Origin of the sequence: Brevibacillus sp. HB2.2 (assembly GCF_013284275.1) — a bacterium.
GTDB classification, from domain to species: domain Bacteria; phylum Bacillota; class Bacilli; order Brevibacillales; family Brevibacillaceae; genus Brevibacillus; species Brevibacillus brevis_D.
Genome location: NZ_JABSUV010000019.1, coordinates 61555 through 84513, shown reverse-complemented (window position 1 = coordinate 84513; position 22959 = coordinate 61555). Strand labels below are relative to the sequence as shown.

At 43.5% G+C, this 22959-nt stretch carries 25 protein-coding genes; 24 read left to right on the top strand and 1 reads right to left on the bottom strand.

Annotated features, from left to right (window positions below):
* Positions 1 to 30: 30 nt before the first annotated feature.
* From HP401_RS15495 to csrA, 12 genes are all read left to right on the top strand, one after another.
* Entirely contained in the window at positions 31 to 738 is a 708-nt protein-coding gene (locus HP401_RS15495; protein ID WP_015893575.1) for a response regulator, read from the top strand.
* Between the two features lie 61 nt (positions 739 to 799).
* Entirely contained in the window at positions 800 to 1174 is a 375-nt protein-coding gene (locus tag HP401_RS15490; protein ID WP_217366103.1) for a glycosyltransferase family A protein, read from the top strand.
* A 149-nt stretch (positions 1175 to 1323) separates the two neighbouring features.
* Positions 1324 to 3306 (top strand): ATP-dependent helicase ComFA, encoded by a 1983-nt coding sequence (locus tag HP401_RS15485; RefSeq protein ID WP_173605636.1) that lies wholly within the window; start codon positions 1324 to 1326, stop codon positions 3304 to 3306.
* Entirely contained in the window at positions 3303 to 4082 is a 780-nt protein-coding gene (locus tag HP401_RS15480; protein WP_173605635.1) for a ComF family protein, read from the top strand. Before HP401_RS15485 ends, HP401_RS15480 begins: the two co-directional genes overlap by 4 nt.
* 87 nt (positions 4083 to 4169) lie before the next feature.
* Positions 4170 to 4598 (top strand): TIGR03826 family flagellar region protein, encoded by a 429-nt coding sequence (locus tag HP401_RS15475; RefSeq protein ID WP_173605634.1) that lies wholly within the window; start codon positions 4170 to 4172, stop codon positions 4596 to 4598.
* Positions 4599 to 4708: 110 nt separating this feature from the next.
* Positions 4709 to 4984 (top strand): flagellar biosynthesis anti-sigma factor FlgM, encoded by a 276-nt coding sequence (gene flgM, locus HP401_RS15470; protein ID WP_016742371.1) that lies wholly within the window; start codon positions 4709 to 4711, stop codon positions 4982 to 4984.
* A gap of 72 nt (positions 4985 to 5056) precedes the next feature.
* On the top strand, positions 5057 to 5548 hold the full coding sequence (locus HP401_RS15465) for a flagellar protein FlgN (RefSeq protein ID WP_026134183.1): 492 nt from the start codon (positions 5057 to 5059) through the stop codon (positions 5546 to 5548).
* Between the two features lie 12 nt (positions 5549 to 5560).
* Complete coding sequence (gene flgK / locus HP401_RS15460) at positions 5561 to 7048, top strand: flagellar hook-associated protein FlgK (RefSeq protein WP_173605633.1); 1488 nt, start codon at positions 5561 to 5563, stop codon at positions 7046 to 7048.
* Between the two features lie 16 nt (positions 7049 to 7064).
* Positions 7065 to 7967, top strand: a complete 903-nt coding sequence (gene flgL, locus HP401_RS15455; RefSeq protein ID WP_173605632.1) for a flagellar hook-associated protein FlgL — start codon at positions 7065 to 7067, stop codon at positions 7965 to 7967.
* 23 nt (positions 7968 to 7990) lie between these two features.
* Positions 7991 to 8569, top strand: coding sequence for a DUF6470 family protein (locus HP401_RS15450; protein WP_173605631.1), 579 nt, complete (start codon positions 7991 to 7993; stop codon positions 8567 to 8569).
* Between the two features lie 19 nt (positions 8570 to 8588).
* On the top strand, positions 8589 to 8999 hold the full coding sequence (gene fliW, locus HP401_RS15445) for a flagellar assembly protein FliW (protein WP_309145131.1): 411 nt from the start codon (positions 8589 to 8591) through the stop codon (positions 8997 to 8999).
* A gap of 11 nt (positions 9000 to 9010) precedes the next feature.
* Positions 9011 to 9259, top strand: a complete 249-nt coding sequence (csrA, locus tag HP401_RS15440) for a carbon storage regulator CsrA (RefSeq protein WP_173605629.1) — start codon at positions 9011 to 9013, stop codon at positions 9257 to 9259.
* A gap of 78 nt (positions 9260 to 9337) precedes the next feature.
* Here the strand turns inward: csrA and fliB are convergent, their stop codons facing one another.
* Positions 9338 to 10582 carry a flagellin lysine-N-methylase gene (gene fliB / locus HP401_RS15435; protein WP_173605628.1) on the bottom strand — a complete coding sequence of 415 codons (1245 nt, stop codon included), beginning with the start codon at positions 10580 to 10582 and terminating at the stop codon, positions 9338 to 9340.
* A gap of 230 nt (positions 10583 to 10812) precedes the next feature.
* On the opposite strand from fliB, the gene HP401_RS15430 reads away from it, so the two are divergent.
* From HP401_RS15430 to fliD, 12 genes are all read left to right on the top strand, one after another.
* Entirely contained in the window at positions 10813 to 11631 is an 819-nt protein-coding gene (locus HP401_RS15430; RefSeq protein ID WP_173605627.1) for a flagellin N-terminal helical domain-containing protein, read from the top strand.
* Between the two features lie 130 nt (positions 11632 to 11761).
* Positions 11762 to 12328 carry a hypothetical protein gene (locus HP401_RS15425; protein ID WP_173605626.1) on the top strand — a complete coding sequence of 189 codons (567 nt, stop codon included), beginning with the start codon at positions 11762 to 11764 and terminating at the stop codon, positions 12326 to 12328.
* Complete coding sequence (locus HP401_RS15420) at positions 12315 to 14180, top strand: motility associated factor glycosyltransferase family protein (protein WP_173605625.1); 1866 nt, start codon at positions 12315 to 12317, stop codon at positions 14178 to 14180. Before HP401_RS15425 ends, HP401_RS15420 begins: the two co-directional genes overlap by 14 nt.
* A gap of 25 nt (positions 14181 to 14205) precedes the next feature.
* Positions 14206 to 15216: an NAD-dependent 4,6-dehydratase LegB gene (locus HP401_RS15415; protein ID WP_173605624.1), complete on the top strand. Its 1011-nt coding sequence runs from the start codon at positions 14206 to 14208 to the stop codon at positions 15214 to 15216.
* On the top strand, positions 15213 to 16400 hold the full coding sequence (locus HP401_RS15410; protein WP_173605623.1) for a LegC family aminotransferase: 1188 nt from the start codon (positions 15213 to 15215) through the stop codon (positions 16398 to 16400). The genes HP401_RS15415 and HP401_RS15410 overlap by 4 nt, the downstream gene beginning before the upstream one ends.
* Positions 16387 to 17559: a UDP-N-acetylglucosamine 2-epimerase gene (gene neuC / locus HP401_RS15405; RefSeq protein ID WP_173605622.1), complete on the top strand. Its 1173-nt coding sequence runs from the start codon at positions 16387 to 16389 to the stop codon at positions 17557 to 17559. The genes HP401_RS15410 and neuC overlap by 14 nt, the downstream gene beginning before the upstream one ends.
* Before the next feature lie 2 nt (positions 17560 to 17561).
* Positions 17562 to 18638, top strand: a complete 1077-nt coding sequence (gene neuB / locus HP401_RS15400) for an N-acetylneuraminate synthase (RefSeq protein ID WP_173605621.1) — start codon at positions 17562 to 17564, stop codon at positions 18636 to 18638.
* A complete protein-coding gene (locus HP401_RS15395; protein WP_173605620.1) occupies positions 18635 to 19255 on the top strand; it encodes an acetyltransferase in 621 nt (206 codons plus the stop codon). Before neuB ends, HP401_RS15395 begins: the two co-directional genes overlap by 4 nt.
* A gap of 30 nt (positions 19256 to 19285) precedes the next feature.
* The gene (locus tag HP401_RS15390) at positions 19286 to 20332 is read left to right on the top strand and encodes a nucleotidyltransferase family protein (RefSeq protein WP_173605619.1); all 1047 of its coding nucleotides are present in this window, start codon (positions 19286 to 19288) and stop codon (positions 20330 to 20332) included.
* Complete coding sequence (locus HP401_RS15385; protein WP_173605618.1) at positions 20329 to 21024, top strand: acylneuraminate cytidylyltransferase family protein; 696 nt, start codon at positions 20329 to 20331, stop codon at positions 21022 to 21024. Before HP401_RS15390 ends, HP401_RS15385 begins: the two co-directional genes overlap by 4 nt.
* A gap of 69 nt (positions 21025 to 21093) precedes the next feature.
* The gene (gene flaG / locus HP401_RS15380; RefSeq protein WP_016742353.1) at positions 21094 to 21453 is read left to right on the top strand and encodes a flagellar protein FlaG; all 360 of its coding nucleotides are present in this window, start codon (positions 21094 to 21096) and stop codon (positions 21451 to 21453) included.
* A 12-nt stretch (positions 21454 to 21465) separates the two neighbouring features.
* Positions 21466 to 22953, top strand: coding sequence for a flagellar filament capping protein FliD (gene fliD / locus HP401_RS15375; protein WP_173605617.1), 1488 nt, complete (start codon positions 21466 to 21468; stop codon positions 22951 to 22953).
* The last annotated feature ends 6 nt before the right edge of the window (positions 22954 to 22959 follow it).

Below are 22959 nucleotides of genomic sequence, written 5' to 3'. Positions count from 1 at the left end.
GATACGTAAATAAGTACTGGGGGATGAACCATGGATAAGAGACAGCAAGAACTCCGCATTGTGATTGTGGATGACCATCAATTATTTCGCGAAGGTGTAAAGCGAATATTGGAAATGGAAGAAGATTTCAAGGTCGTCGGTGAAGGTGCGGACGGAGGAGAAGCCACAGTATTGGCGGAAGAGCACAAGCCGGATGTCTTGTTGATGGATATTAACATGCCAAACATAAATGGCGTTTCTGCTGCAGAAAATGTGATTTCGGTAAGCCCTTCTACTCGTGTGATTATGCTCTCGATTCATGATGATGAGGGATATGTGTATCGTACACTCCGAGCTGGAGCGTCTGGCTACTTGCTGAAGGAAATGGGAACGTCAGACCTCGTTGACGCTGTGCGTGTAGTGGCGAGTGGTGGTGCATACATACATCCGAAGGTGACGGGCAAGCTGATTGAAGAATTCCGTCGTCTGAGCGAGCAGGAAGGGACCGCCGAGCGTAGCTTCTCCGTAGATGAGTCGCAAGCCATCGATCCAAAAGTGATCGAGTCGCTTACCCGTCGCGAGCGGGAAGTATTGCAGCTAATGGCAGAAGGGAAAAGCAATCGTGCCATTGGGGAATTCCTGTTTATTAGTGAAAAGACGGTTAAAAATCACGTCAGCAGCATTTTGCAAAAGCTCAATGTTCAAGACCGGACACAAGCGGTTGTCATCTCCATTAAAAACGGCTGGGTGAAATTGTAGGAAGCGCTTCCGATTTGCACTCTGTTCAAGCCGTGCGGCATACCTTGGTATAGGAGGAGGTATGACCGTGGTGGAAGAGCTGATTGTATGGCTTTTGGCAGCATTTGGCTGCTCCTCTTTGTTGGTAATGATCGCGGAGCACTGGACCAATCGGACGGATACCGCGAGCGAGCTCCCGTATGAGCATTATCGGTTGCTGGTGCGCAATTCGGAACAGGTGCTGGAACGTGTAGTGAGGAGTCTGCTGTTTCGCTCGTATTGGAGTGGCAGACCGATCCGAATTACCTTGATAGATGATGGGTCTGACGATGATACGAAACAGATGGCAGCCGTCTTGAAACGCTATCCGTACGGCTATTGTTTGGGTGACGTACAAGAGGAGATGGCGGCTGGAACCATCGTCATTGATCTGCGGGAGAATAAAGAGGGAGCATAAAAAATTGGTGAGCGTAAATATTACGAGCTGTCGACAATAGATCGGCAGCTTTTTTATATTTTTAGGCCCTGATTCTGGTTCTGAAATTTATTTGCTGGACCAGTCTGTCTTTTTGCACACTAAGAGCAAGAGGACGGAGGAGTGAGCGTATGCGTGAGTATTTGCTGTATATCAAAGCTTGCGGCGGATCAATACCACAGGTGCAGACTTATGTTACGCCCAGCTTTTCTGTAGATCGTTCTTTTTGGCAGGAAAGAGAAGGATGTGTCCTGCATGTCATTGGGAAGACGTCTTCGCTTGCTCTGGCTTTTTCCTTGCGTGCGAAGGTAAACGGGTATTTGATGGATCAAGACAAACGGGTACTGACTGATAGATATGTAAAAGAGTTGAGGGCGATAGCGGTAAGTAGTGTGCGCGAAGCAAGTAGCTTATATGGGCGGGAAGTAATAAGTGTACAGGACCGCCGAAAGCACGGGTGGTTTTCTTGGGAGTCAGTTGAGGAGAGTGTGGAAGTCCCGTATCAAGGTGGCAAAGAATCGGGGGAAATGCCGGATGCTCGGTTGAGCTATTCGAGTGGTCGCGAGCTTCTTCGTAGGAGCTCATCGCACGAGAATTCACAAGAAGCTGTTTTAAGCGAGATTTTGGATGGTCGTGCGCTCCTATGGGATGAAGTGGAGTCCTTGTTGAAGAAGCGAGGGGTGGAGGTGCATGATTTGTCCGCCATTTTGCATTCATTCGTGCTTGCAAACAAAGCGGAGTGGCGACCTGGCATTCGTTTTTCGGTCACAAAAGGATGGCGGCGCAATAGGCTGGAGTTGGTATGTGAACGCTGCGGAAGTGCAGGAGCGAAGGTGGAGTTTACTTACTGTCATACGTGTGAGCAAGGTTGCGCTTATTGCACAGCTTGTTTAGGGATGGGCAGGAGTAAGTGTTGCACGCCGTATTTTTTAATGGATGTAGGTTCATCCCTTTTCCGTAGCGCAGAACATTTGCAGAACGTGGCGAGATTGGAGTGGGCGGGGAAGTATTCGGTCGATCAATCACGGGCAGCTGAGCGAGCGCGTTGCTTTGTAGCCAATCCGAGACCAGGGCTGTCGGAATATTTGATTTGGGCAGTTTGTGGGGCGGGCAAAACAGAGCTGCTATTCCCTTCTGTTACAGAAGCACTTGCTGCAGGTGGTCGCGTTTTGATTGCGACACCGCGAAAAGACGTCGTGTTGGAGCTGGCTCCGAGGATTCAGCGGGTTTTTCCAGGGGCTAAAGTGATTGCCGTCCACGGTTCGAGCTCGGAAAAGTGGGAAGAGAGTGACATCACGATTGCGACCACGCATCAGGTTATGCGCTTCCATCGACGTTTTTTACTGGTCATTCTCGACGAAGCTGACGCGTTCCCTTATCATAATGATCCTATTTTGTATCGCGCTCTATCCAGAGCGGTGAAAAAGAATGGGAAGCTGCTTTATTTAAGCGCGACACCTCCGGGATATTTGCAAAAGCGGCTCGTTAGAAAAGGGCGCTCAACTCTAGGCTCGTCTGGGGCGATACCGCTTTTCTCTGATACACATGTTCTGTTACCTGGGCGCTATCATGGTGCTGCGCTTCCTGTCCCCAAGATTCTCACGGTACAAGGCTTACATAAGCGCGTTCAGACGAATCGAATCGTGGCGCCATTTATTGATGTAGTGCGTACATCTCTGAATAAAGACCGACAAGTTTTTGTTTTTGTACCGAGGGTTGATGAAATTGACAGGGTGCTATCATACCTTCGTAAGTGGCTTCCTGCTCATGTGGGGGAGATGGCTGGTGTTCATGCGGCAGACCCTATGCGGGAGGAGAAGGTACTCGCCTTTCGGGAAAAACGTTACACCGTCATAGTGACGACAACGATTCTGGAGCGGGGTGTGACCATACCAAAGAGTGATGTAGTAGTGGTAGGTGCGGAGGCGCCAGTATTTGACGAGGCGTCATTGGTGCAGATAGCAGGGCGAGTTGGGCGGTCAGTCGATGATACGACAGGTAGCGTTCTGTTTATACAAGCAGAACGATCTACTTCTCCCAAGCGGGCTGTCAGGCAGATTTCACAGATGAACAGTTTGGCTCAAAGGTTGGCGGAGCAAAGGGGGCATTCATGACCAGTGGGGTGTGTGTCCGTTGTGGTGGGCGTATCCTAGCATTCCAAAAGGAATCGATCGCTCGAGAAAAAGCGCGACAGCTATCGGATCAGGCGGGGTATCCGGTCACCTATCGCATGTTAAAAGGGATTATGTTGTGTGGAGCTTGCCTTGATGCTTTACCGTTGATTGGGCATGATATTTGCCAACGGTGCGGGCGCGATAGGGAGTTGCAGACTAGTATCGGCAGTGAAGGGCTATGCAGGGATTGTGTTCATGGGGAAGATGGTCAAATATTGGTGGCAAATCGGAGTTTGCTTCGCTATGAAAAGGGAGAGAGGGATTTGCTCGGATTGTTTAAATACCGCGGTGACGAACGGCTAGCTTCATTTTACGGTACGCTTCTCGCCATTGCGGTTCAGCGTTATTACAGATCTATGGGGTTTACCTGTATCGCGACGGTTCCCCTACATCCACAGCGTTTGAGGGAACGCGGCTTCAATCAGGTTGACTTGCTGGCTCGTCATTTAGGAGCAGTAATCAAAATTCCTGTCAAACCGTTGCTTCTCCGGGCGAAGGACACCCCAAAGCTAAGCAAGCAAAAAGGGCGCGCAGCACGTCACGAAAGCATGCGCGAAGCTTTTGTGTGGGATGGCCAGGGTATGCCCTCTGCTGCTAAAATCCTGCTGCTTGACGATATTTATACGACTGGCTCGACGTTGCGTTCGTGCGCGAGGACAATCAGAGAATATTTGGGGCCAAGCTGTGATATGTATTCCTTGACAATATACCGATAGCCAGTTTGGGAAAATTAAGCTATGATGTAGGCATACAACAGATATGGAACCGTATGAACTTTCTGAACGGAAAAGGGGTTGTCCGATATGTCTATGGGCAAGTTGGCAAACTGCTCGCGGTGTGATGCTGTATTTGTACAAGCAGTCCGTGACATTTGCCCCAAATGCTATAAAGAAGTGGAACAAGAATATGAGGCATGTGCCCAGTATTTGCGTAAGCGCGAAAATCGCGGATCGAATATTCATCAAGTGAGCGAAGCCACAGGTGTGAGCGTGAAGCAAATCACGAAGTTTATCAAGGAAGGGCGTATTTCGGTTGCCGGAAGCCCCAACCTTGGCTATCCATGTGAGCGCTGCGGTTTTTTGATTAGAGCAGGCAATATTTGCGAATCTTGTCTAAAAGGCTTGAAGCATGAAATTACGCAACAACTCGAGGTAGAGCAACGATTGGACGAATTCCAACGCGCCGAACTGGCTAGTGCAGCTTATCGAAGAAAGCAGAATAGTGACGAATAGTTTTGTGCAAAAAAACTAATCGTACATGATGAAATTGCCGATGATACTACTAAGAGGTGTCATCGGTTTTTTCTATGAAAAGACCGTTGGTATGAGAGGATGGTAATCAGATGCGGATTAATGAACCTAACCGTGTCGGGATGATCAATGCTTACAACAAAACAGGCAACAACCAGGTAGGCAAAAGCGGTAAAATCCCGATGGGCAAGGATGAAGTAAACATTTCCACAGAAGCGCTGGAAATGCAAAAGCAAGTAGAAGATGTCAACTCTCCGCAACGTCGGGAAAAGGTGGAGCAGTTGAAGAAGCAAGTGGAGGAAGGAAAATATCACGTCTCAAGTGAACGGATCGCTGATAAGCTCCTGTCCTTTTGGAAAAAGCTGTAACACAGATCGAAAGAGGGCTTTTTGAACAGCCTCTTTAAATAGTTTTCGATGGAAGATGAGGAGAAGCAAGGAATGAACAGACTCTACGATCTGCTCGACAACTTGATCCAGTTGCACAAAGCCTTGTACACCTTAGCTATGCACAAGAAAGAAGTGCTGGTAAAAGGAAATGTGGATGAACTTATAGCCATTACACGCCAGGAGCAAAAACTGATCAAGGGCGTCACAGAAGCTGAAGCAGCCCGCCAGCAAGTCGTAAAAGAACTGACAGCACAGAAGGGCTTTGCGCTGCAAGAAGGCACACTGGCTGAATTGATCAAGTTGACGACCAGTGCGGAAGAGAAGATGCGACTCACTTCCTGTCGTAATGAGCTGAGCCGGATTGTGACTGAACTGCGCGATGCCAACGACCTGAATCAGCAGTTACTGGAGCAATCCCTTTCTTTTGTCAACATGACGCTCGACCTGATCACAGATACGCCCGAGGACGACTTCATCTACGGAAGGCCGACTTCGGATACGTATCGTCAGGCTAATCGAACTTTTTTCAACAAAAAAGCGTAAAGAGGTGTCGAAATGCGCTCTACTTTTCATGGAATTGAAGTCAGCAAACGCGGCTTGTTCGCTCAACAATCCGCGCTAAATACAACGGGACACAATATCTCCAATGCAAATACGGAAGGCTACAGCCGCCAGCGCGTGAATATGCAGGCTACGACGGGCTTGCCTTATGTAGGGATGCAAGCGAGTATCGAGCCAGGGTTGCTCGGAACAGGGGTTCAAGCTACTAGTATCCAGCGTCTGCGGGAAGAGTTTCTGGATATTCAGTATCGGAATGAGTACAAACGCCAAGGTTACTGGGATGGCCGTTTGGAAACGTTGGAGAAATTGGAAGGAATTATGAATGAGCCTTCTGATACTGGTTTGCAAAAGGTTATGGACCAAATGTGGCAAGCATGGCAGGATCTTGCCAAGGACCCTACTGATACTTCAGCTCGCGCAGTTGTTCGGGAACGAAGCAAGGCAGTAGCGGATACGTTTAATACGCTGACCAATCATATTAAGGAAGTACAAACTGATCTCAATAACGTGGTCAACGTAAAATCAATGGAGATCAACTCCTTGGGCCAACAGATTGCTAACTTGAACAATCAGATTGCAAACGTTGTACCGCACGGCTATCAGCCAAACGATCTCTATGACCAACGTGACGTGCTTTTGGACAAGCTCTCCAAGCTGGTGGAGGTCCGTGCGACGCAGTCAACAGCTGGTATGGTTAATGTGACCATTGAAGGTCGTGATTTTGTTACTGGAATTACATCGCAGCCGGTAGCTACTGTACAGAATCCAGCTACGGGTATGAGTGACATGACGCTGGGCGGAGCGGCGTTTGTGCCGACAACCGGCTACATGGCAGGAACCCTCCAATCTCGTGATCAGATCGTGCCGAACATGTTGAAACGCTTGGATGTTTTGGCGGTGAATCTGACGAAGGAAATCAACGATCTGCATCGGGCAGGACGAAGCTTGAGTGATATTAACAATGGCACTGTACAAGATCTGCCATTCTTTGTGGATGCGAATTCACTAGCTGCCAACCCAGCAACTAAAAACTATCCAACAAGTGCATCTGGGATTGTCATTAATCCAGAAATTACGAAGAGTTTAGATGCGATTGCTGTGGCAAAACCTGAAACTGGAAGTACTCCAGTAGGAAACAATGAGAATGCATTGGCTATTGCATCCATTAAGTTCAAAGTGCTCCAAGCAGGTGCTGGTCCAAATGATTTAGCGGAGAGTTCAACTTTGGATAACTACTATCGCTATACGATCAGTCAATTGGGCGTAGATGCTCAAGAAGCTGAACGTAACCGACTTAACTCCGAAATGCTTGTTGGTACTGTAGACAACCAGCGACAATCTGTATCAGGTGTATCCATCGACGATGAAATGGCGGAAATGGTGAAGTACCAACATGCGTACAGTGCATCTGCACGCGTCATGACAAGCATGGACGAGATATTGGATAAAGTCATCAACGGTATGGGCCGAGTGGGCCTCTAGTAGGAGGGATTAAATCATGGCGGTACGTGTAACGCAGAACATGTTAAATAGTAATATGCTACGGAATTTGCATAATTCCATGCGCACTATGGATAATCTTCAGCACCAGCTTTCATCTGGAAGCAAAATCGCTAAACCATCTGATGATCCGGTAGTGGCAGCACGGGGGATGTTTTATCGTTCTTCATTGATGGAGAATGATCAATATATAAGAAACGTTGACGAAGCACAATCCTGGATGGATATGACAGATGGTACGATGGATGAAGTTGGAAGTGTTTTAAAGCGGATCAAAGAGCTTCTTGTTTATTCCGGTGATGGCGCCATTTCACCCGCTGACCTGAACACAATGGCCTCAGAAGTTAAGGAATTGAAAACTCACTTAGGTACACTAGCCAATCAGCAAATTAATGGTAAGTATATCTTTGCTGGTACAGATACAAACATAGCTCCTTATGATCCCGCTGCAAATGGGGGGAAAGGTGACTTCGTAAGTACAAACAGCTCTCCAATTAATTTGGAAGTGAGCCAGAATGTTTTTGTGACTTCAAACATTAACGCACAAAACTTATTTAACTATCCTAACAATGCGAACAATATGTTTAAGGTGCTAGATAATATTATTACTGAGTTGGGGAATGGTAGAAGTGCCGCGCAATTTATCACGGGAATTGATCAGCAGTACGATAAATTATTGGCCGAGCGGGCTTCTCTTGGAGCAAGTGTAAACCGTGTTGACCTTATTGCCGAGCGTTTAAAGGGTCAAGACGTTAATATTACTGGACTAATGTCAAAAAATGAAGATGCGGATATGGCGAAAGTCATGACTGATTTAAAAACACAGGAAAGTGTCCACAACGCAGCTTTAGGTTCAGGTGCCCGTATTATTCAGCCAACTTTGTTGGATTTCCTTCGCTAGGGAAAGATGAGGGTGAATAGCCAATGCAAATTCCCAAAATTCGAATGGAAAGCACGTTTGCTCAGCTAGGATTAAACATAAATAAGCCTATTCAAGAAATTAAGCAGCCAAAAGCAGAAATGAATTTACACCAGACTCCTGCTACACTTTCGATAGAACAAGCCCGTACGATATTGCAGATCGATTCTAGTCAGGCCCGTGCTAATATTGGCATTATGACTTCGATGCAGTTTAGCGATAGTAGTGCTGCTTATGGCAAACAAAAGGCTATGCAGGCGATTGCAGAGAAAAGTCAAGAGGGCGATCGTCTCATGCGGATCTATACGAAGGAAAACGCAATTGCTGCAATTGGTCAAGAAAAAGGATTGCGCGTGCTGGAGGGAGGCTATACCCCCCCAGCAGCCTCGACAGATGATGGTGTAAATATAAGCGCGGAATTCAAGCCGGTTGTTATAGATGTACAGCGTAACGGGATGCGTATGGATCCAGTCTTGCGAGCACCTGAGTTGTCCTATACGCCGGGCAAGGTAGAGCCGTATATGATACAATATAATAGTCTGAAAATAGATGTGGTAGGCGGTCAACTGGATCAAATGATGTGAGTGAGGGGAAAACATGAACATGAGTCAACAGGTTGAATTGGGCAAGCTATTTTTTGAGGATGGCATCCCTGGGTTTTCCCATTTGCAATTTTTTCAACTGTTACAGGAAGAGGAAAGTCCTTTTTTTATCATTCAGTCTACGGAAGAGAAGGAAGTAGGCTTTTGGGTAATCGATCCTTTTTCTTTTTTCCCCGAGTACAAATTTGAGCTTTCAGATGTAGCCAAAAATGCCCTGCATGTAGACGAAGAATCCCAGTTAGGGGTGTTCACGATTGTTACGCTTCGTGGAAACAATGAGGCAACAGTGAACTTAAAGGCCCCAATCGTGGTGAATCTGAGCAATCGTATGGGTAGACAAGTGATTCTGCAGGAAGATACATATTCTATTCGTCAGCCGTTGTTTAAACAACAAGCTGTCGATCAAAAGTAGGTGGTGTTTATATGCTGGTCCTTTCTCGAAAGAAAAATGAATCGATCATGATAGGAGACACCATCGAAATCAAGATTATCGCAGTTGATGGAGATCAGGTTAAAATAGGCATCGATGCACCGCGTAATCTGGAAGTGTATCGGAAAGAAATTTTTGATGCGATTCAAGAAGAAAATCGACTAGCGACGCAGAATCAAAGAGATTGGGTAGCGGTGAAGCAGCTTTTTCTAAAGAATGATCATGAAAGTGATAAACAGTAATAACACGATTAGAGTGACAAGATGCTTGTATAATTGCAAAAAGAGTTGTCGAATGTGTTTTCGACAACTCTTTTTTGTCTAGTTTTTTAGGAATATCGCCATTCCGGCGATAGACGTGAAATCTTTTTTCTTTAGATAATCGAAGGCGAATTGAAGATATCTTGGGTTATGCTCAATTGTTTTTGCTAAAGATTGAATCAAAGTAAGGATATGATTTAAATTGAAATCAGATTTATGGAAGCCAGCGATCCCGATCAAATGCATCTTGATCAAACTGTAATGAAGAGCTAGCAGAACATAATTGTCCATGAGACTGAAGTTGTTTCCGTAGAAGGGAAAGAGATTTTTATAAATATGATTAACTAAATAGTTTTCTAGAATATAAAAATGTTCTTCCATGAAAGGTTTATAGTACATATCGTGTGCATGCTGATATCGTGAGGCAATTGTTTCAATGTCATCCGTATCCGTATAATTTATTCCTGCCAAGAATGTTTCAAAGCTGTTAAGATAGCGACTGCTGGCGCCTCCTGCATGAATACGAACATCGATTATTTCTTTTAATAAACGAATTTGCGCAGATGCCTCAACAGGAATTTGTACTAGGGATTGGCGTAATGTGCCTGCTTCAATAAGTTTTCTGTAGTTTTCGATCAACTGAGGGGTTTCAGTTGTGTTTCCAGCTGCAACGATGTCCTGTAAATTTTGATAAAACAACCCCAAAATTAAAAGCCGGTCCGTAATATCGTAACTTCGGTTTTGGATTAGTCCAATGGAAAAAATACGCAAGTCCCAAAAGTAAGATACTATTTGTTTATTGGTATAGTTATTAGGTTCAAGCTGTGAGAAGAATAGATGTTTATGGTTTTTTTCCAGCTTTATTTCGAAAAATTCCATTGGATTCGGGTTAAGTAAAGCCAGTCTTGCAGCCTCAGGACAGGATAGGTTCGCTGACATTTCATAGTTGCTGTTTACGGTATTGGTTATACGAGGGTATGAAGCACACGTTGTTGACAAGTTGTCTTCCCCTATTTTTAATTGGATCTCGCAAAGGTGATCGTCCGAGAGCATAGGGCAGCTTTTACACTCGGTCATGGCCATTTTCGCATAGTTGTTATCTGTTGGATTACTCCTGTTTCTCGTTACAACTTTATCTAACTTTTTTGCGAGTGCAGGCTCTTTTACTTTTTTATACTTTTTGTAGGTTGCTTTGTCTATGGTTACGCTCCATCCAGAGCAACAGGTATCTTCGCAGGAAGAACCAATACATTGAAACTGATCCATATAGGCAGGGATGAGGATGATGGAACCGGATTGAGACATGTTGAGTCCTCCTTTTTTGCACTGCTCTTATATAAATCGGTGTTTCTAGCTATGCTCATAAGATTTCGAGAAAAAAAATTAAAAAGAGAGTAAAAAGTACTAAAACGAATCAAGGAGACTTCCGATATAAATATTGTGAGGGCAAGCTGCAAGCGCGCGGTTGCAGCAAGTCCTACCTATTAACCAACAGTCACAGGGACGTGACTGTCAAACTCAAGGAGGAATTGTACATGATTATCCAACACAATATGTCTGCTATGAATACTCACCGTCAACTGGGTGTAAACGGTGGCAACCTGTCTAAAAACGTTGAGAAATTGTCTTCCGGCTACCGCATCAACCGTGCTGCTGACGATGCTGCAGGTCTCTCCATCTCTGAGCGTATGCGTGCACAAATCCGTGGTATGGAGCAAGCTTCCCGCAACTCCCAAGACGGTATCTCCCTGATCCAAGTAGCTGAGGGTGCACTGCAAACTGTGAACAACATGCTCGTTCGTATCAAAGAACTGGCTACACAATCCGCTAACGGAACTTACGATGACTCTGCTGACCGTGCTCGTTTGGATGAAGAGCTGAAAGAACTGACCAAAGAGGTTACTAACATTAAAGACAACACTAAATTCAACGGAATTACTTTGTTGAATGGTACCAAATCTGTTGATATCCAAATCGGTCAAGAAGCAGGTCAAAAATTGACTTTGGCAAAAGATAAATTCTCTATCGCTGCAGTTAATACTGCTGTTGGGAACTGGAAACTTACTAATGCAGGTGAAGCTTCCAAAGTACTGGGTAGCATTGATGCAGTAATTAACAAAGTATCTGCTGCTCGTTCCTACTTGGGTGCGAACCAAAACCGTTTGGAAAACACTATCAACAACCTGAACATTACTTCTGAAAACCTGACTGCAGCTGAATCCCGTATCCGCGATGTAGATATGGCGAAAGAGCAAATGGCGTTCACGAAGAACAACATCTTGACTCAAGCTTCCCAAGCTATGCTGGCTCAAGCTAACCAATTGCCACAAGGTGTTCTGCAACTTCTCCGTTAATCAGAGAATGAATAAAAAAGCATGGAAATCCGTAAGGATGCCCATGCTTTTTTTTATTTCCATGTTTATCATATAAACGGGGGAAATTGATTAGCCGATACTAGTAATGAACAATACGGAGGTGCAAATCATGAAACTGATTGCGGCTGGACAAGAATATATCATAGAAAATAATTCTGTAATGATTGAAACGGTTTTAAATATTGTTGATCAAGCGATTAGAGACCATTCACTGGTATTTTGCGGATTTGAGGTCAATAGAGAAGAATTTTATGATGATTTAGCTCAACTCGTTGCAGATAGAGGAGAAACTATCGAAACAATTGAAGCGATTCTCCTGACACAAGAACAATGGAGACGGGAGACATTGCATTCTGTAAAAGAGTATTTGCAAAACTCCTTGCCGTTATTAGAGACTCTTTATCAAGATTTTTATGACAGTCCTTCAGAAAGAGCATGGCAGGATTTTGGTAAATTGATTGAGAGTATTGAATGGATTAGTAAGGTGGCCGAATTTACAGATAGCCAGGCATTTTTGGACTGCGGGGAAGAGGTTCGTAATCTTGAGCTAGCCGTATCCCAACAAGACAATGGTCAAATCGGTGATATTATTCAATTTGAAATCATCCCTCGTTTTGAAAAGGCAATCGAAGCATTATCAGCAATAGATGGAGGGAAGACTTTTGATATTAACTGAAAATATACAGTTACTGAAAACGTACTTTCCCCAAGTATGGCAGCAGATAACCGACAAAAAAGCCAATGACTCACTGGTACGTCTTGAGGAGACAAGGAAGCAGGTAAGTACAGTTGCAGTTCATGTTGAATCGGGGTGGAACTATATCCACAGTAAATATGATCCGTTAGGGGAAGCGGAGAGATTTGTCAGTTCGCTTCAGGACCTTGACCCCAATCAGCATGTTTTGTTTTATGGGGTTGGCTTAGGTTATCATATTCAAGAATTATTAAAGCTTCATCCTTCCCTTAGCTTTTCGATTTATGAGCCAAATCATTCTATTCTCACAAAGTTTTTATCCGTTTTCGATTTAAACAAATGGCACCCAGGCAAACAATTAGTAAATGTGATGACAGAAACAACTAGCGATGACTTAAAGGGAAATCTTCGCAAGTTCACTCATTTTTTAGATAAGGAAGTTAAGATTGTCATACTGAATAGCTATGATCGGATTTATCCCGAATCGACCCGAAAGTTTGTTGAAGTATTTCGGGAGTCCATTTATGAAAATAAAGAAATCATCTCCACTCGTTTGATTTTTTCAAAAAGGGAAGCAATCAATGGACTCAAGAATCTCCCTTACATGTTAGAGACGCCAAACATTTTACATGGACACAATGAATTATTTAGAGATAAACCTGCAATCATTGTAGCAGCCGGTCCTTCTTTAAATGACGAGTATGAAAATTTAAGAAAAATCAAGGAAGAGGGCTTAGCTTATATATTTTCAGTGGGTTCTGCCATTAACTCGTTAATTTCAAATGGAATTTATCCGGATGCAGCCTTCTCTTATGATGGTAGTGTCATGAATGCCAAGGTTTTTGAGAAAATTATTGATTCAAACATTACGGACATCCCATTGATCTTTGGATCGACGATTGGCTTTGAGACAGTAGAGAAATACCCGGGTAAACTCGTTCACTTTTTTGTTCGGAATGACTCTATTGTAGATATGTTAATAAAGTCAAAAAGCGAAGAACAACTGTTGGAAGCGGAACGATTAAGAACCATTTCGAATGTTACGATGAGCGTATTACATCAGATTGGGTGCTCACCGATTATTCTGGTGGGGCAAAATTTTGGATATCGTGGGGAAGATTATTATGCTTCCGGAATTTCCTACATTGATCCGAAGACGACTGAAGAACAAAAAGAGACCGCTTCTTCCGTTAAGGATGTTTACGGGAACATGATATTGAGCAGTCGTGGCCATAATGAAATGAGATTGGAGATGGAGGAGTTTATTTCTTCTATTCAACCAATTACGGTATGGAACGCAACAAAGGGTGGAGCTCACATTGAGGGAACTACATTCATGCCGCTCGAGGACTTGATCTCCAACCAATTGAGAGGACATGGGGTCATTCATAAGGCATGGGTAGACAAACTGGAAGAAAGCCTTGATATTGATGAAACCTATCTTAGACAGCAATACCGCAATCTTAATGAGTCATGTCAAGAGTTGGGGAAAATATTCAGGCGTTTTGAAGAGCTATTAGATGAGATGAGAGCGTTAACTGCTACCAAAAATATATTACTGCTGGAAAAGGCATTTAACAAATTCGATAAACTATTTGATCGGTTGCAGCAAAATCACTTTAATATATTCGTTATTCAAAGAATGAACAGTCTGGGATTTGCAATCGTCATGAAGTTGTTCGAGGAAGTACGATATCACACGGAGCCTATTGATAAAGCAGAAAAAGTTGTAAACCAGTTTACGAAGTACATGGAAAGCTGCTTGGATGATCTTGCCGCTATGAAAGAATTTTTGAAAGAAACAAGTGACCGCATCTTCGCTGAGAAAAAATAGTTTTATAAGAATGGTGGTAGTTGTGATGAACCTTAAAGGGAAGAAAATATTGGTCACAGGCTCTGACGGATTTATCGGGTCGCATTTAACAGAGCGGCTTGTTCAGGAAGGGTACGATGTGAGGGCGTTTGTCAACTATAATTCTTTCAACTCCTGGGGATGGTTGGATCATTCTCCTCAGGAGATTGTATCCCAAGTAGAGATTTTCTCGGGGGATATTCGCGATCCTCACGGTGTTAAGAAAGCCATGGAGAATTGCGATGTCGTTATGCATTTGGCTGCCCTGATCGCTATACCATACTCCTACCATTCACCGGATACATATGTAGATACCAATATAAAAGGTACCTTAAACATCATGCAGGCTGCGAGAGAGTTGGAGGTTGAAAAAGTTATTCATACCTCTACCAGTGAAGTATACGGCACAGCAAAGTTCGTTCCCATAACGGAAGAGCATCCACTTCAAGGACAATCACCATATTCAGCCAGTAAAATAGGTGCCGATCAGATGGCTTTGTCGTTTTATAGTTCATTTGGTCTCCCGGTTTCGATCATTCGCCCATTCAATACGTATGGTCCAAGACAATCTGCTCGTGCCGTGATTCCTACGATTATTACCCAAATAGCTGCTGGGCAAAAGACTATCAAACTGGGGTCCCTTCATCCAACACGAGACTTTAATTACGTAAAAGATACAGTAAGAGGCTTTATTTCGATGGCGCAATCGGATCGTTCTGTGGGTGAAGTGATCAATATAGGCAGCAATTATGAGGTGTCGATTGGACAAACTGCTGAATTTATCGCTGAATTGATGGGACAAGACATTGAGATAGTAACGGAGGACAATCGCCTTCGTCCGGAAAAAAGTGAAGTAGAGCGTTTGTGGGCGGACAATTCGAAAGCAAAAGAATTACTTGGCTGGGAACCTGACTATAGTGGGACTGAGGGATTTAAAAGAGGCCTGGCTGAAACAATTAAATGGTTTTTAAATCCGTCTCATTTAAGTCAGTACAAAGCGGGGATATACAATCTATGAAGACGTCAATCTCAGCTGAAAAAATCGTTTCAATATTAAACGAAGTTATTTCTCCTGACAAAGATTTTATTGCCTTGCATGAGCCGAGTTTTCAAGGAAATGAATGGGTTTATGTAAAAGAATGTTTGGATACAGGATGGGTTTCGTCAGTTGGGAAATATGTGGACAAGTTCGAAGAGATGCTTAAGGAGTATACGGGGGCAAAGCGTGCCGTTGCTGTTGTTAACGGTACAGCTGCCCTGCATATATGTCTAAAACTCGTAGGCGTAGAGCGGGATGATGAGGTAATGATTCCCGCCTTGTCTTTTATTGCAACCGCCAATGCTGTTGCCTACTGTGGTGCCATTCCTCATTTTGTTGATAGCTCTGAAGAAACACTTGGCTTGGACCCGGTGAAGCTGGATGAGTACCTTCAGGAGATTGCAGTCGTTCGTGACCATGCATGCTATAACAAGCAAACGGGCCGAAGAATAAAAGCAGTTGTACCTATGCATACATTTGGGCATCCAGTTGAATTGGATAAGCTGGTAGACATCTGTGAGAGATATCATTTAGAACTCATTGAAGATGCAGCGGAATCATTAGGTTCGTATTATAAAGGACGCCATACCGGTAATTGGGGGCGTGTCTCTGCTCTTAGTTTTAATGGGAACAAAATCATGACAACGGGTGGCGGAGGAGCAATCATAACAAATGATGAGTCGTTGGGGCAATTGGCCAAGCATTTGACAACAACAGCGAAACAGCCACATGCATGGGAGTTTGTCCACGACCAGATTGGTTATAATTATCGGATGCCAAATATCAATGCTGCTCTGGGGTGTGCTCAACTAGAGCAACTGCCTACTTTTCTAGCTCGAAAAAGAGCTTTGGCACATGTCTATCAAGATAAGTTCTCGGATGTGGAAGGAGTTTCTTTTATAACCGAGCCTAACTTCTGTACCAGCAACTATTGGCTCAATGTGATCCGTTTGAAGCCGGAATGGAGCCACCTGCGTGATGATATCTTGAGATTGACTAACGAGCATGGTTTGATGACGAGGCCAGTATGGCGTCTACTGAGTAGCCTTCCAATGTATGAGCAGGCACCTAGAATGGATCTGACTGTAGCTCTGAAATTGGAATCTAGTATCGTGAATATCCCAAGTAGCTCAAATTTGGGGGCAGCGTATGTCGAATCGTAAAATATGTGTCGTAACTGGAACACGAGCGGAATACGGCCTTCTCTATTGGTTAATGCGTGAGATTCAGGATGACCCCGATCTACATCTCCAAATAGTGGCTACGGGGATGCATTTGTCTCCAGAGTTTGGGCTTACGTATAAGGTAATTGAGCAAGATGGCTTTGTTATAGATGAAAAAGTAGAAATGCTTCTCTCAAGTGACACTTCTGTTGGGGTTGCAACCTCCGTTGGATTGGGAGTGATCGGTTTTGCAGGGGCTTTTGAGAGACTCAAGCCGGATATCATTGTTGTTTTAGGAGATCGATTTGAAATTTTAGCTGCTGCTCAGGCAGCAATGGTAGCGCGTATTCCGATTGCCCATTTACATGGTGGAGAGACCACAGAAGGTGTCATTGACGAAGCAATCAGGCATTCCGTGACCAAGATGTCTCATTTACACTTTGTTTCAACGGAAATATATAGACGGCGAGTCATCCAAATGGGAGAGCAACCTGACCGCGTATATACCGTCGGTGCAATTGGCCTGGATAATATCAGAAAGATAAATTTGATGGACCGCAAATCTTTTGAGGAATCGGTGCAGCTTCCATTAAGAGATCCAAGCTTTCTTTTGACCTATCATCCGGTAACGTTGAACCAAGGCCAATCCGAGAAAGCAATGAATGAATTGTTTCATGCGCTCGATGAGTTTCCCAATGCGACGTGTATTTTTACGAAACCAAACGCAGATATGGAGGGGCGTCTTATTTCCAGGATGATCGATGAGTACGTTGAGAGACGTCCTTCCACATGCAAAGCCTTTGTGTCGCTTGGCCAACTGAGGTATTTAAGTGCCATACAACATGTTGATGTAGTAATTGGAAATTCCTCTAGCGGTATACTTGAAGTTCCGTACTTTAAAAAACCGACCGTCAATATGGGAGATCGGCAAAAGGGAAGAATACAAGCTTCCTCCGTTATTAATTGTATGGAGACAAAAGAATCGATTTGCGATGCGATAAAACAGGCGCTCTCTCCGGAATTTAAAAGAGATATTACATTTATGACCTCCCCCTATGGAGAAGAGGAAGTATCTGGCAAGATAAAAGGGCTTCTTAAAGAAGTGAATCTTTCATCATTACTCAATAAAGGATTTTATGACCTTTCTCTGGAGGTGTAGTCATGTTCAGAACATTTATCATCGCAGAAGCAGGAGTCAATCATAATGGGTCATTGGACATGGCGAAGGAATTAGTTTATCGGGCCGTAGAAGCAGGAGCCGATGCGGTGAAATTCCAGACATTTAAGGCAGAACATATTATCAGTAAGCATGCACAAAAAGCTGATTATCAGAAGAAAAGAACAGATAATGAAGAGACTCAACTCGAGATGGTTAAAAAGCTGGAATTGAGTCGAGAGATGCATGAAGAACTGGTTCGCTGCTGCCGAAATAATAATATTAAATTCCTATCCACCCCATTTGATGTAGGTAGTGTGGATTTACTTGCTCATGATATTCAAGTTGATGAGTTGAAAATTCCTTCTGGTGAAATTACTAACGCTCCCTTACTATTAAAGATCGCTCAGTCAAATCTCCCTGTATTCTTATCGACAGGGATGTCAAACTTAGGTGAAATTGAGCAAGCATTAGCTGTCCTTTCCTATGGTTATGTTGCGGATAAACAGGCACCCTCTCTTTCTAGGTTTATGGAGGTTTATTCAAGTGAGGAAGGACAACGAGTGTTACGGGAAAAAGTTACGCTTCTTCATTGTACAACAGAGTACCCCGCGCCTTTTGAGGACGTAAATTTAAGAGCGATGGATACACTAGCAGCTGCATTTGGATTACGTGTAGGATTTTCGGATCATACGCGTGGTATCTCTGTTCCAATTGCGGCTGTAGCCCGTGGAGCCAAGGTTATCGAAAAGCATTTTACTCTTGATAGATCTTTACCTGGTCCCGATCACATGGCGTCCTTGGAGCCGGATGAATTAAAGCAGATGATTGATTCTATTCGCCAAGTTGAAATGGCTTTAGGAAGGCCTATGAAGATTGCTACTCCAGTGGAACAAAAAAACAAATCTGTTGCACGTAAAAGCTTGGTCGCTGCAAAAACAATTAAGCAAGGTGAGAAGTTTACAATTGAAAATGTAACCTCTAAACGCCCAGGGACAGGAATTTCACCCATGTTGTACTGGGAGTGGATTGGGAAAGTGGCCGATCGGGATTACGAAGAAGATGACGTGATACAACTATGATGCCAATAATCGTATTGGGCGGCGGCGGTCATGCCAAGGTCGTCATAGAGATTTTACAATTTCAGGGCGCGGAAGTGGTAGGTTATACAGATCCTCAACCTAAGTCCATGATTTTTGGCATCCCTTGGATTGGGAACGATCAGATGGTAGAAAATTACTCTCCGTCGAATGTACTGTTGGTAAATGGATTAGGATCTATTGGGGACAACACTAGAAAACGCGAGGCTTTTCTTTTCTGGAAAGAGAAAGGCTTTTCCTTTTCCAAGGTTATTCATCCATCCGCAATTGTCTCACCTCATGCGGTTCTGGAAGAGGGAGTGCAGGTTATGGCAGGAGCAGTTATCCAGCCTGGTACACATATTGACAGCAATTCAATTATCAATACGCGATCCGTCATTGAACATGACACGAGGATAGGCAAGCACGTACACATCGCTCCCGGAGCGGTATTATCAGGAAGTGTCACAGTAGAAGATGATGCACATATAGGTACGGGTGCTACCGTCATACAGGGAATGACGATTGGTAGAAATAGTTTGGTGGGAGCGGGGGCCGTTGTTGTAAAACATGTACAAGCTGATACAAAAGTCTCGGGAATTCCCGCAAGAGAAATGTAGGCATAAGTTCCAAGAAAGGTGTGACGAATAATGGACTGGAGAGAGCTGCTAGTATCACCACAAACGCCTATTCTTCATACTTTGGAAATCATTGACAAAAGTGCTAGACAGATAGCGTTGGTGGCAGATGAAAACGATAGGTTGCTAGGGACAGTAACTGATGGTGATATACGCAGGGGCTTGCTAAAAGGAAGAGCTCTGCAAGACCCGATTTCTCTCATTATGAATTCATTTCCAACAGTGGCTTCTCCTTACGAAACACGTGAGAACATTTTGGCACTCATGAAGATCAAAAAGATTCATCAAATTCCTATTGTAGATGAGGATGGGAAAATTGTTCATGTAGAAGTTTTAAATGAATTATTGCGTCCAACAAAGAAAGACAACTGGGTAGTTTTGATGGCAGGAGGGTTAGGAACAAGGCTCCATCCGCTCACACATGACTGTCCGAAGCCATTGCTCCCAGTAGGGAATAAGCCATTGCTGGAAACCATTCTGCAAAGTTTTATCGATCAAGGTTTCCATCGCTTTTACATATCGGTTAAATACAAAGCAGAGATGATACAAGAATATTTTGGAGATGGTTCAAAATGGGGTATCTCCATCCAGTATTTACAAGAAAGAGAATCATTGGGTACAGCCGGGGCACTCAGCTTGTTACCAGAAAAACCGAGTGAGCCATTTTTTGTCATGAATGGGGATCTATTAACCAAGGTGAATTTTGAACAGTTGCTTGATTTTCATAAAACCTATCAAGCTCAAGCGACGATGTGTGTCAGGGAATATGACCATCAAATTCCTTATGGTGTAGTCAGGTTAGACCAATATCGACTTACTTCTATTGAAGAAAAACCGACTCAACGCTTCTTTGTCAACGCGGGTATTTACGTACTAAGCCCAGACGCAATTGATAATATACCTCATAACCAATACTTCGACATGCCGAGCTTATTTGATCATCTAGTGAAGAATCAACAGCAAACGATTGCATTTCCAATCCGGGAGTATTGGCTTGATATTGGGAGAATGGCTGACTTTGAGAGAGCAAATATGGAGTTTGCGGAGGTCTTTGGATGATCAACGATAAAAAAGTGCTTGCCATAATACCTGCCCGTGGTGGATCCAAAGGTGTTCCTAGGAAAAACATTCGAGTGTTATCAGGCAAGCCGTTGATCGTTTGGACGATTGAAGCGGCTAAAAAATCATTATACATTGATCGAGTGATTGTCTCGACAGATGATGAAGAAATTGCAGAAGTTGCAAGGGAGTGGGGATGCGAGGTTCCTTTCTTGAGACCATCGGAGTTCGCACAAGATCATACTCCAGGCATAGACCCTGTCCTCCATGCTATGGAAATGCTACCCGGTTATGACTATGCGATACTGCTTCAACCAACTTCACCACTGCGAATAACAGAAGATATTGATGCGTGCCTTGAGCATTGTGTAAAACAAGGAGCAAACGCATGCGTTTCTGTTACCCTTACAGATAAATCACCATACTGGATGTACCACCTTTCAGAAACAAATGGACTCCTGCCCGTTCTTCAGTCGGAGCAGCCTGTATTAAGACGGCAAGATGCACCTGATGTTTATGTGCTTAACGGTGCTGTATATGTTGCAAGGTCAACCTGGTTGCAGCAAACTCGTACATATTTACAAGCAGAGACGATAGGTTTTGTCATGCCAAAAGAACGTTCATTTGATATTGACACACAATTTGATTTTACTTTCGCTGAAACCATCATGAACGAAAAAAAGACGCGATAAACTAAGTAAACTGTCCTAGGTTTTTTTCCGATACTTATGGTAAAGGGAACCATTAGGGGAGGTAAGGTTGTGAGTATCCAAGGGAGTAACATGGCTGGCAACGGAAAAATGCCATATGTAGAGAAGGTTGCAGGGGGAACTGGAAACCAACTTGGAGTGCAACAGAATGAAACAAAGACCCTTTCTGATACAGAGAAGCAGTTTTCTAAGGGTGATATGGAACGGCAAGTAGAGAGTTTGAACAAGTTTATGCAATCCAGCACAACTCATCTCAAATTCACATTACATGAGCAGTTAAATGAGTACTATGTTCAAGTTGTAAGTGACATCGATAATACAGTTGTGCGTGAAATTCCTTCAAAAAAAATGATGGATATGGTTGCGAAAATGCACGAAATGATCGGGTTACTCGTTGATGAGAAAAGATAGGGGGTAATAGTTATGGGTATACGTATGACTGGAATGGCATCCGGAATGGACACGGAGAAAATGATTAAGGATTTAATGAAAGCACAGCGTGAGCCAGTTAATCGATTACAGCGAAATAAGTATTCTGTTGAGTGGAAACGGGATGCTTATCGTGATATGAATTCCCTTTTTGCTGATTTGCAAAATACAATGAAAAATCTCAGGATGTCAAGCACTTTCACTAAAAAAGCGGTTGCATCAGATAATGACAGTATTGCTTCGGCAAAGGTGGTTGGGACTCCTTCGTTACCTTCTTATACGGTTGAAGTAGAATCATTGGCTAAAGCTAGCACACCTGCAAGAGCTGAGTTTTTGACAACTGTTACTGACCCTAAAGCAGCAGTTGGAGGCCCTGACTTTACATTAACAATTAAGAAAGATACAAATGGAGATGGCACAATGGAAGAGGTGCCTCTTACTTTTGCAGGTGGTACTGACTCTATTGAAAGTATTGTGAACAAAATAAATAACTCAAAATCAGGAGTGAAAGCGAGTTTTTTCGATAAAAAGCTCGTTTTAACAGCTGAAGATGGGAAGGATTTTGATGTAGTCAGTACAAATAACAGCTTGAACTTAGATGCTAACAAAACCTATACATCAGGAAGTGCAGGTGTCCCAGCAAAATTCAAAATTAATGGTGTGGAATATACGTCTGCAACTAACACATTTAAATATGACGGTATTGATTTTACACTAAAACAGACAAATGTGAATGCAGCCATTACGGTTAGTTCCAAAACAGACGAAGATTCAATATTCAACACAGTTAAAGATTTTGTAGACAAATATAATGCCATTATTGAGACAATCAATAAGAAAATATCAGAGCCAAAATATAAGGGGTATCAACCGTTACTAGACGAGGAAAAAGAAGCCTTACCAGAAAAAACAGCTGAAAAAATGGAAACAATGGCGCGCAGTGGAATTCTTTTGCGTGATCCAATTCTGTCAAGCGGTTTAAATGAACTTAGACGAGCTCTCAGCACACCTGTACAAGTAGCTGCGGACAAATCATTATCACTCTCTCAAATGGGAATTACGGGCCCACCAAATGGGAAGAATGCTTATCAGGAAAATGGAAAACTGTATATTAATGAGACAAAACTGCGAGAATCAATCCGTAATAACGGTGAAGATGTCTTGAAACTGTTTACAAACTTTAGCAGTGCAGGAACCACTTCTGAAAAGTACAAAGAAAGTGGGGTAGCTGAGCGGCTATATAGTGAACTGAGTAAGGTGATGGAAAAGGTAACCAAAGAGGCGGGATCCGTTAGCAGCGGTTATGATGACAGTAGCCTGGGTAAGAAACTTAAACAAACATCTGAAGAAATCGATCGCTGGGAAGATCGCCTAAAGCTAATCGAAGATCGCTACTGGAAGCAATTCTCTGCTATGGAAAAAGCAATGTCCAAAAGTCAGTCCCAAGGCTCTTGGTTCGCACAAATGTTAGGGCAACGATAATAGGGA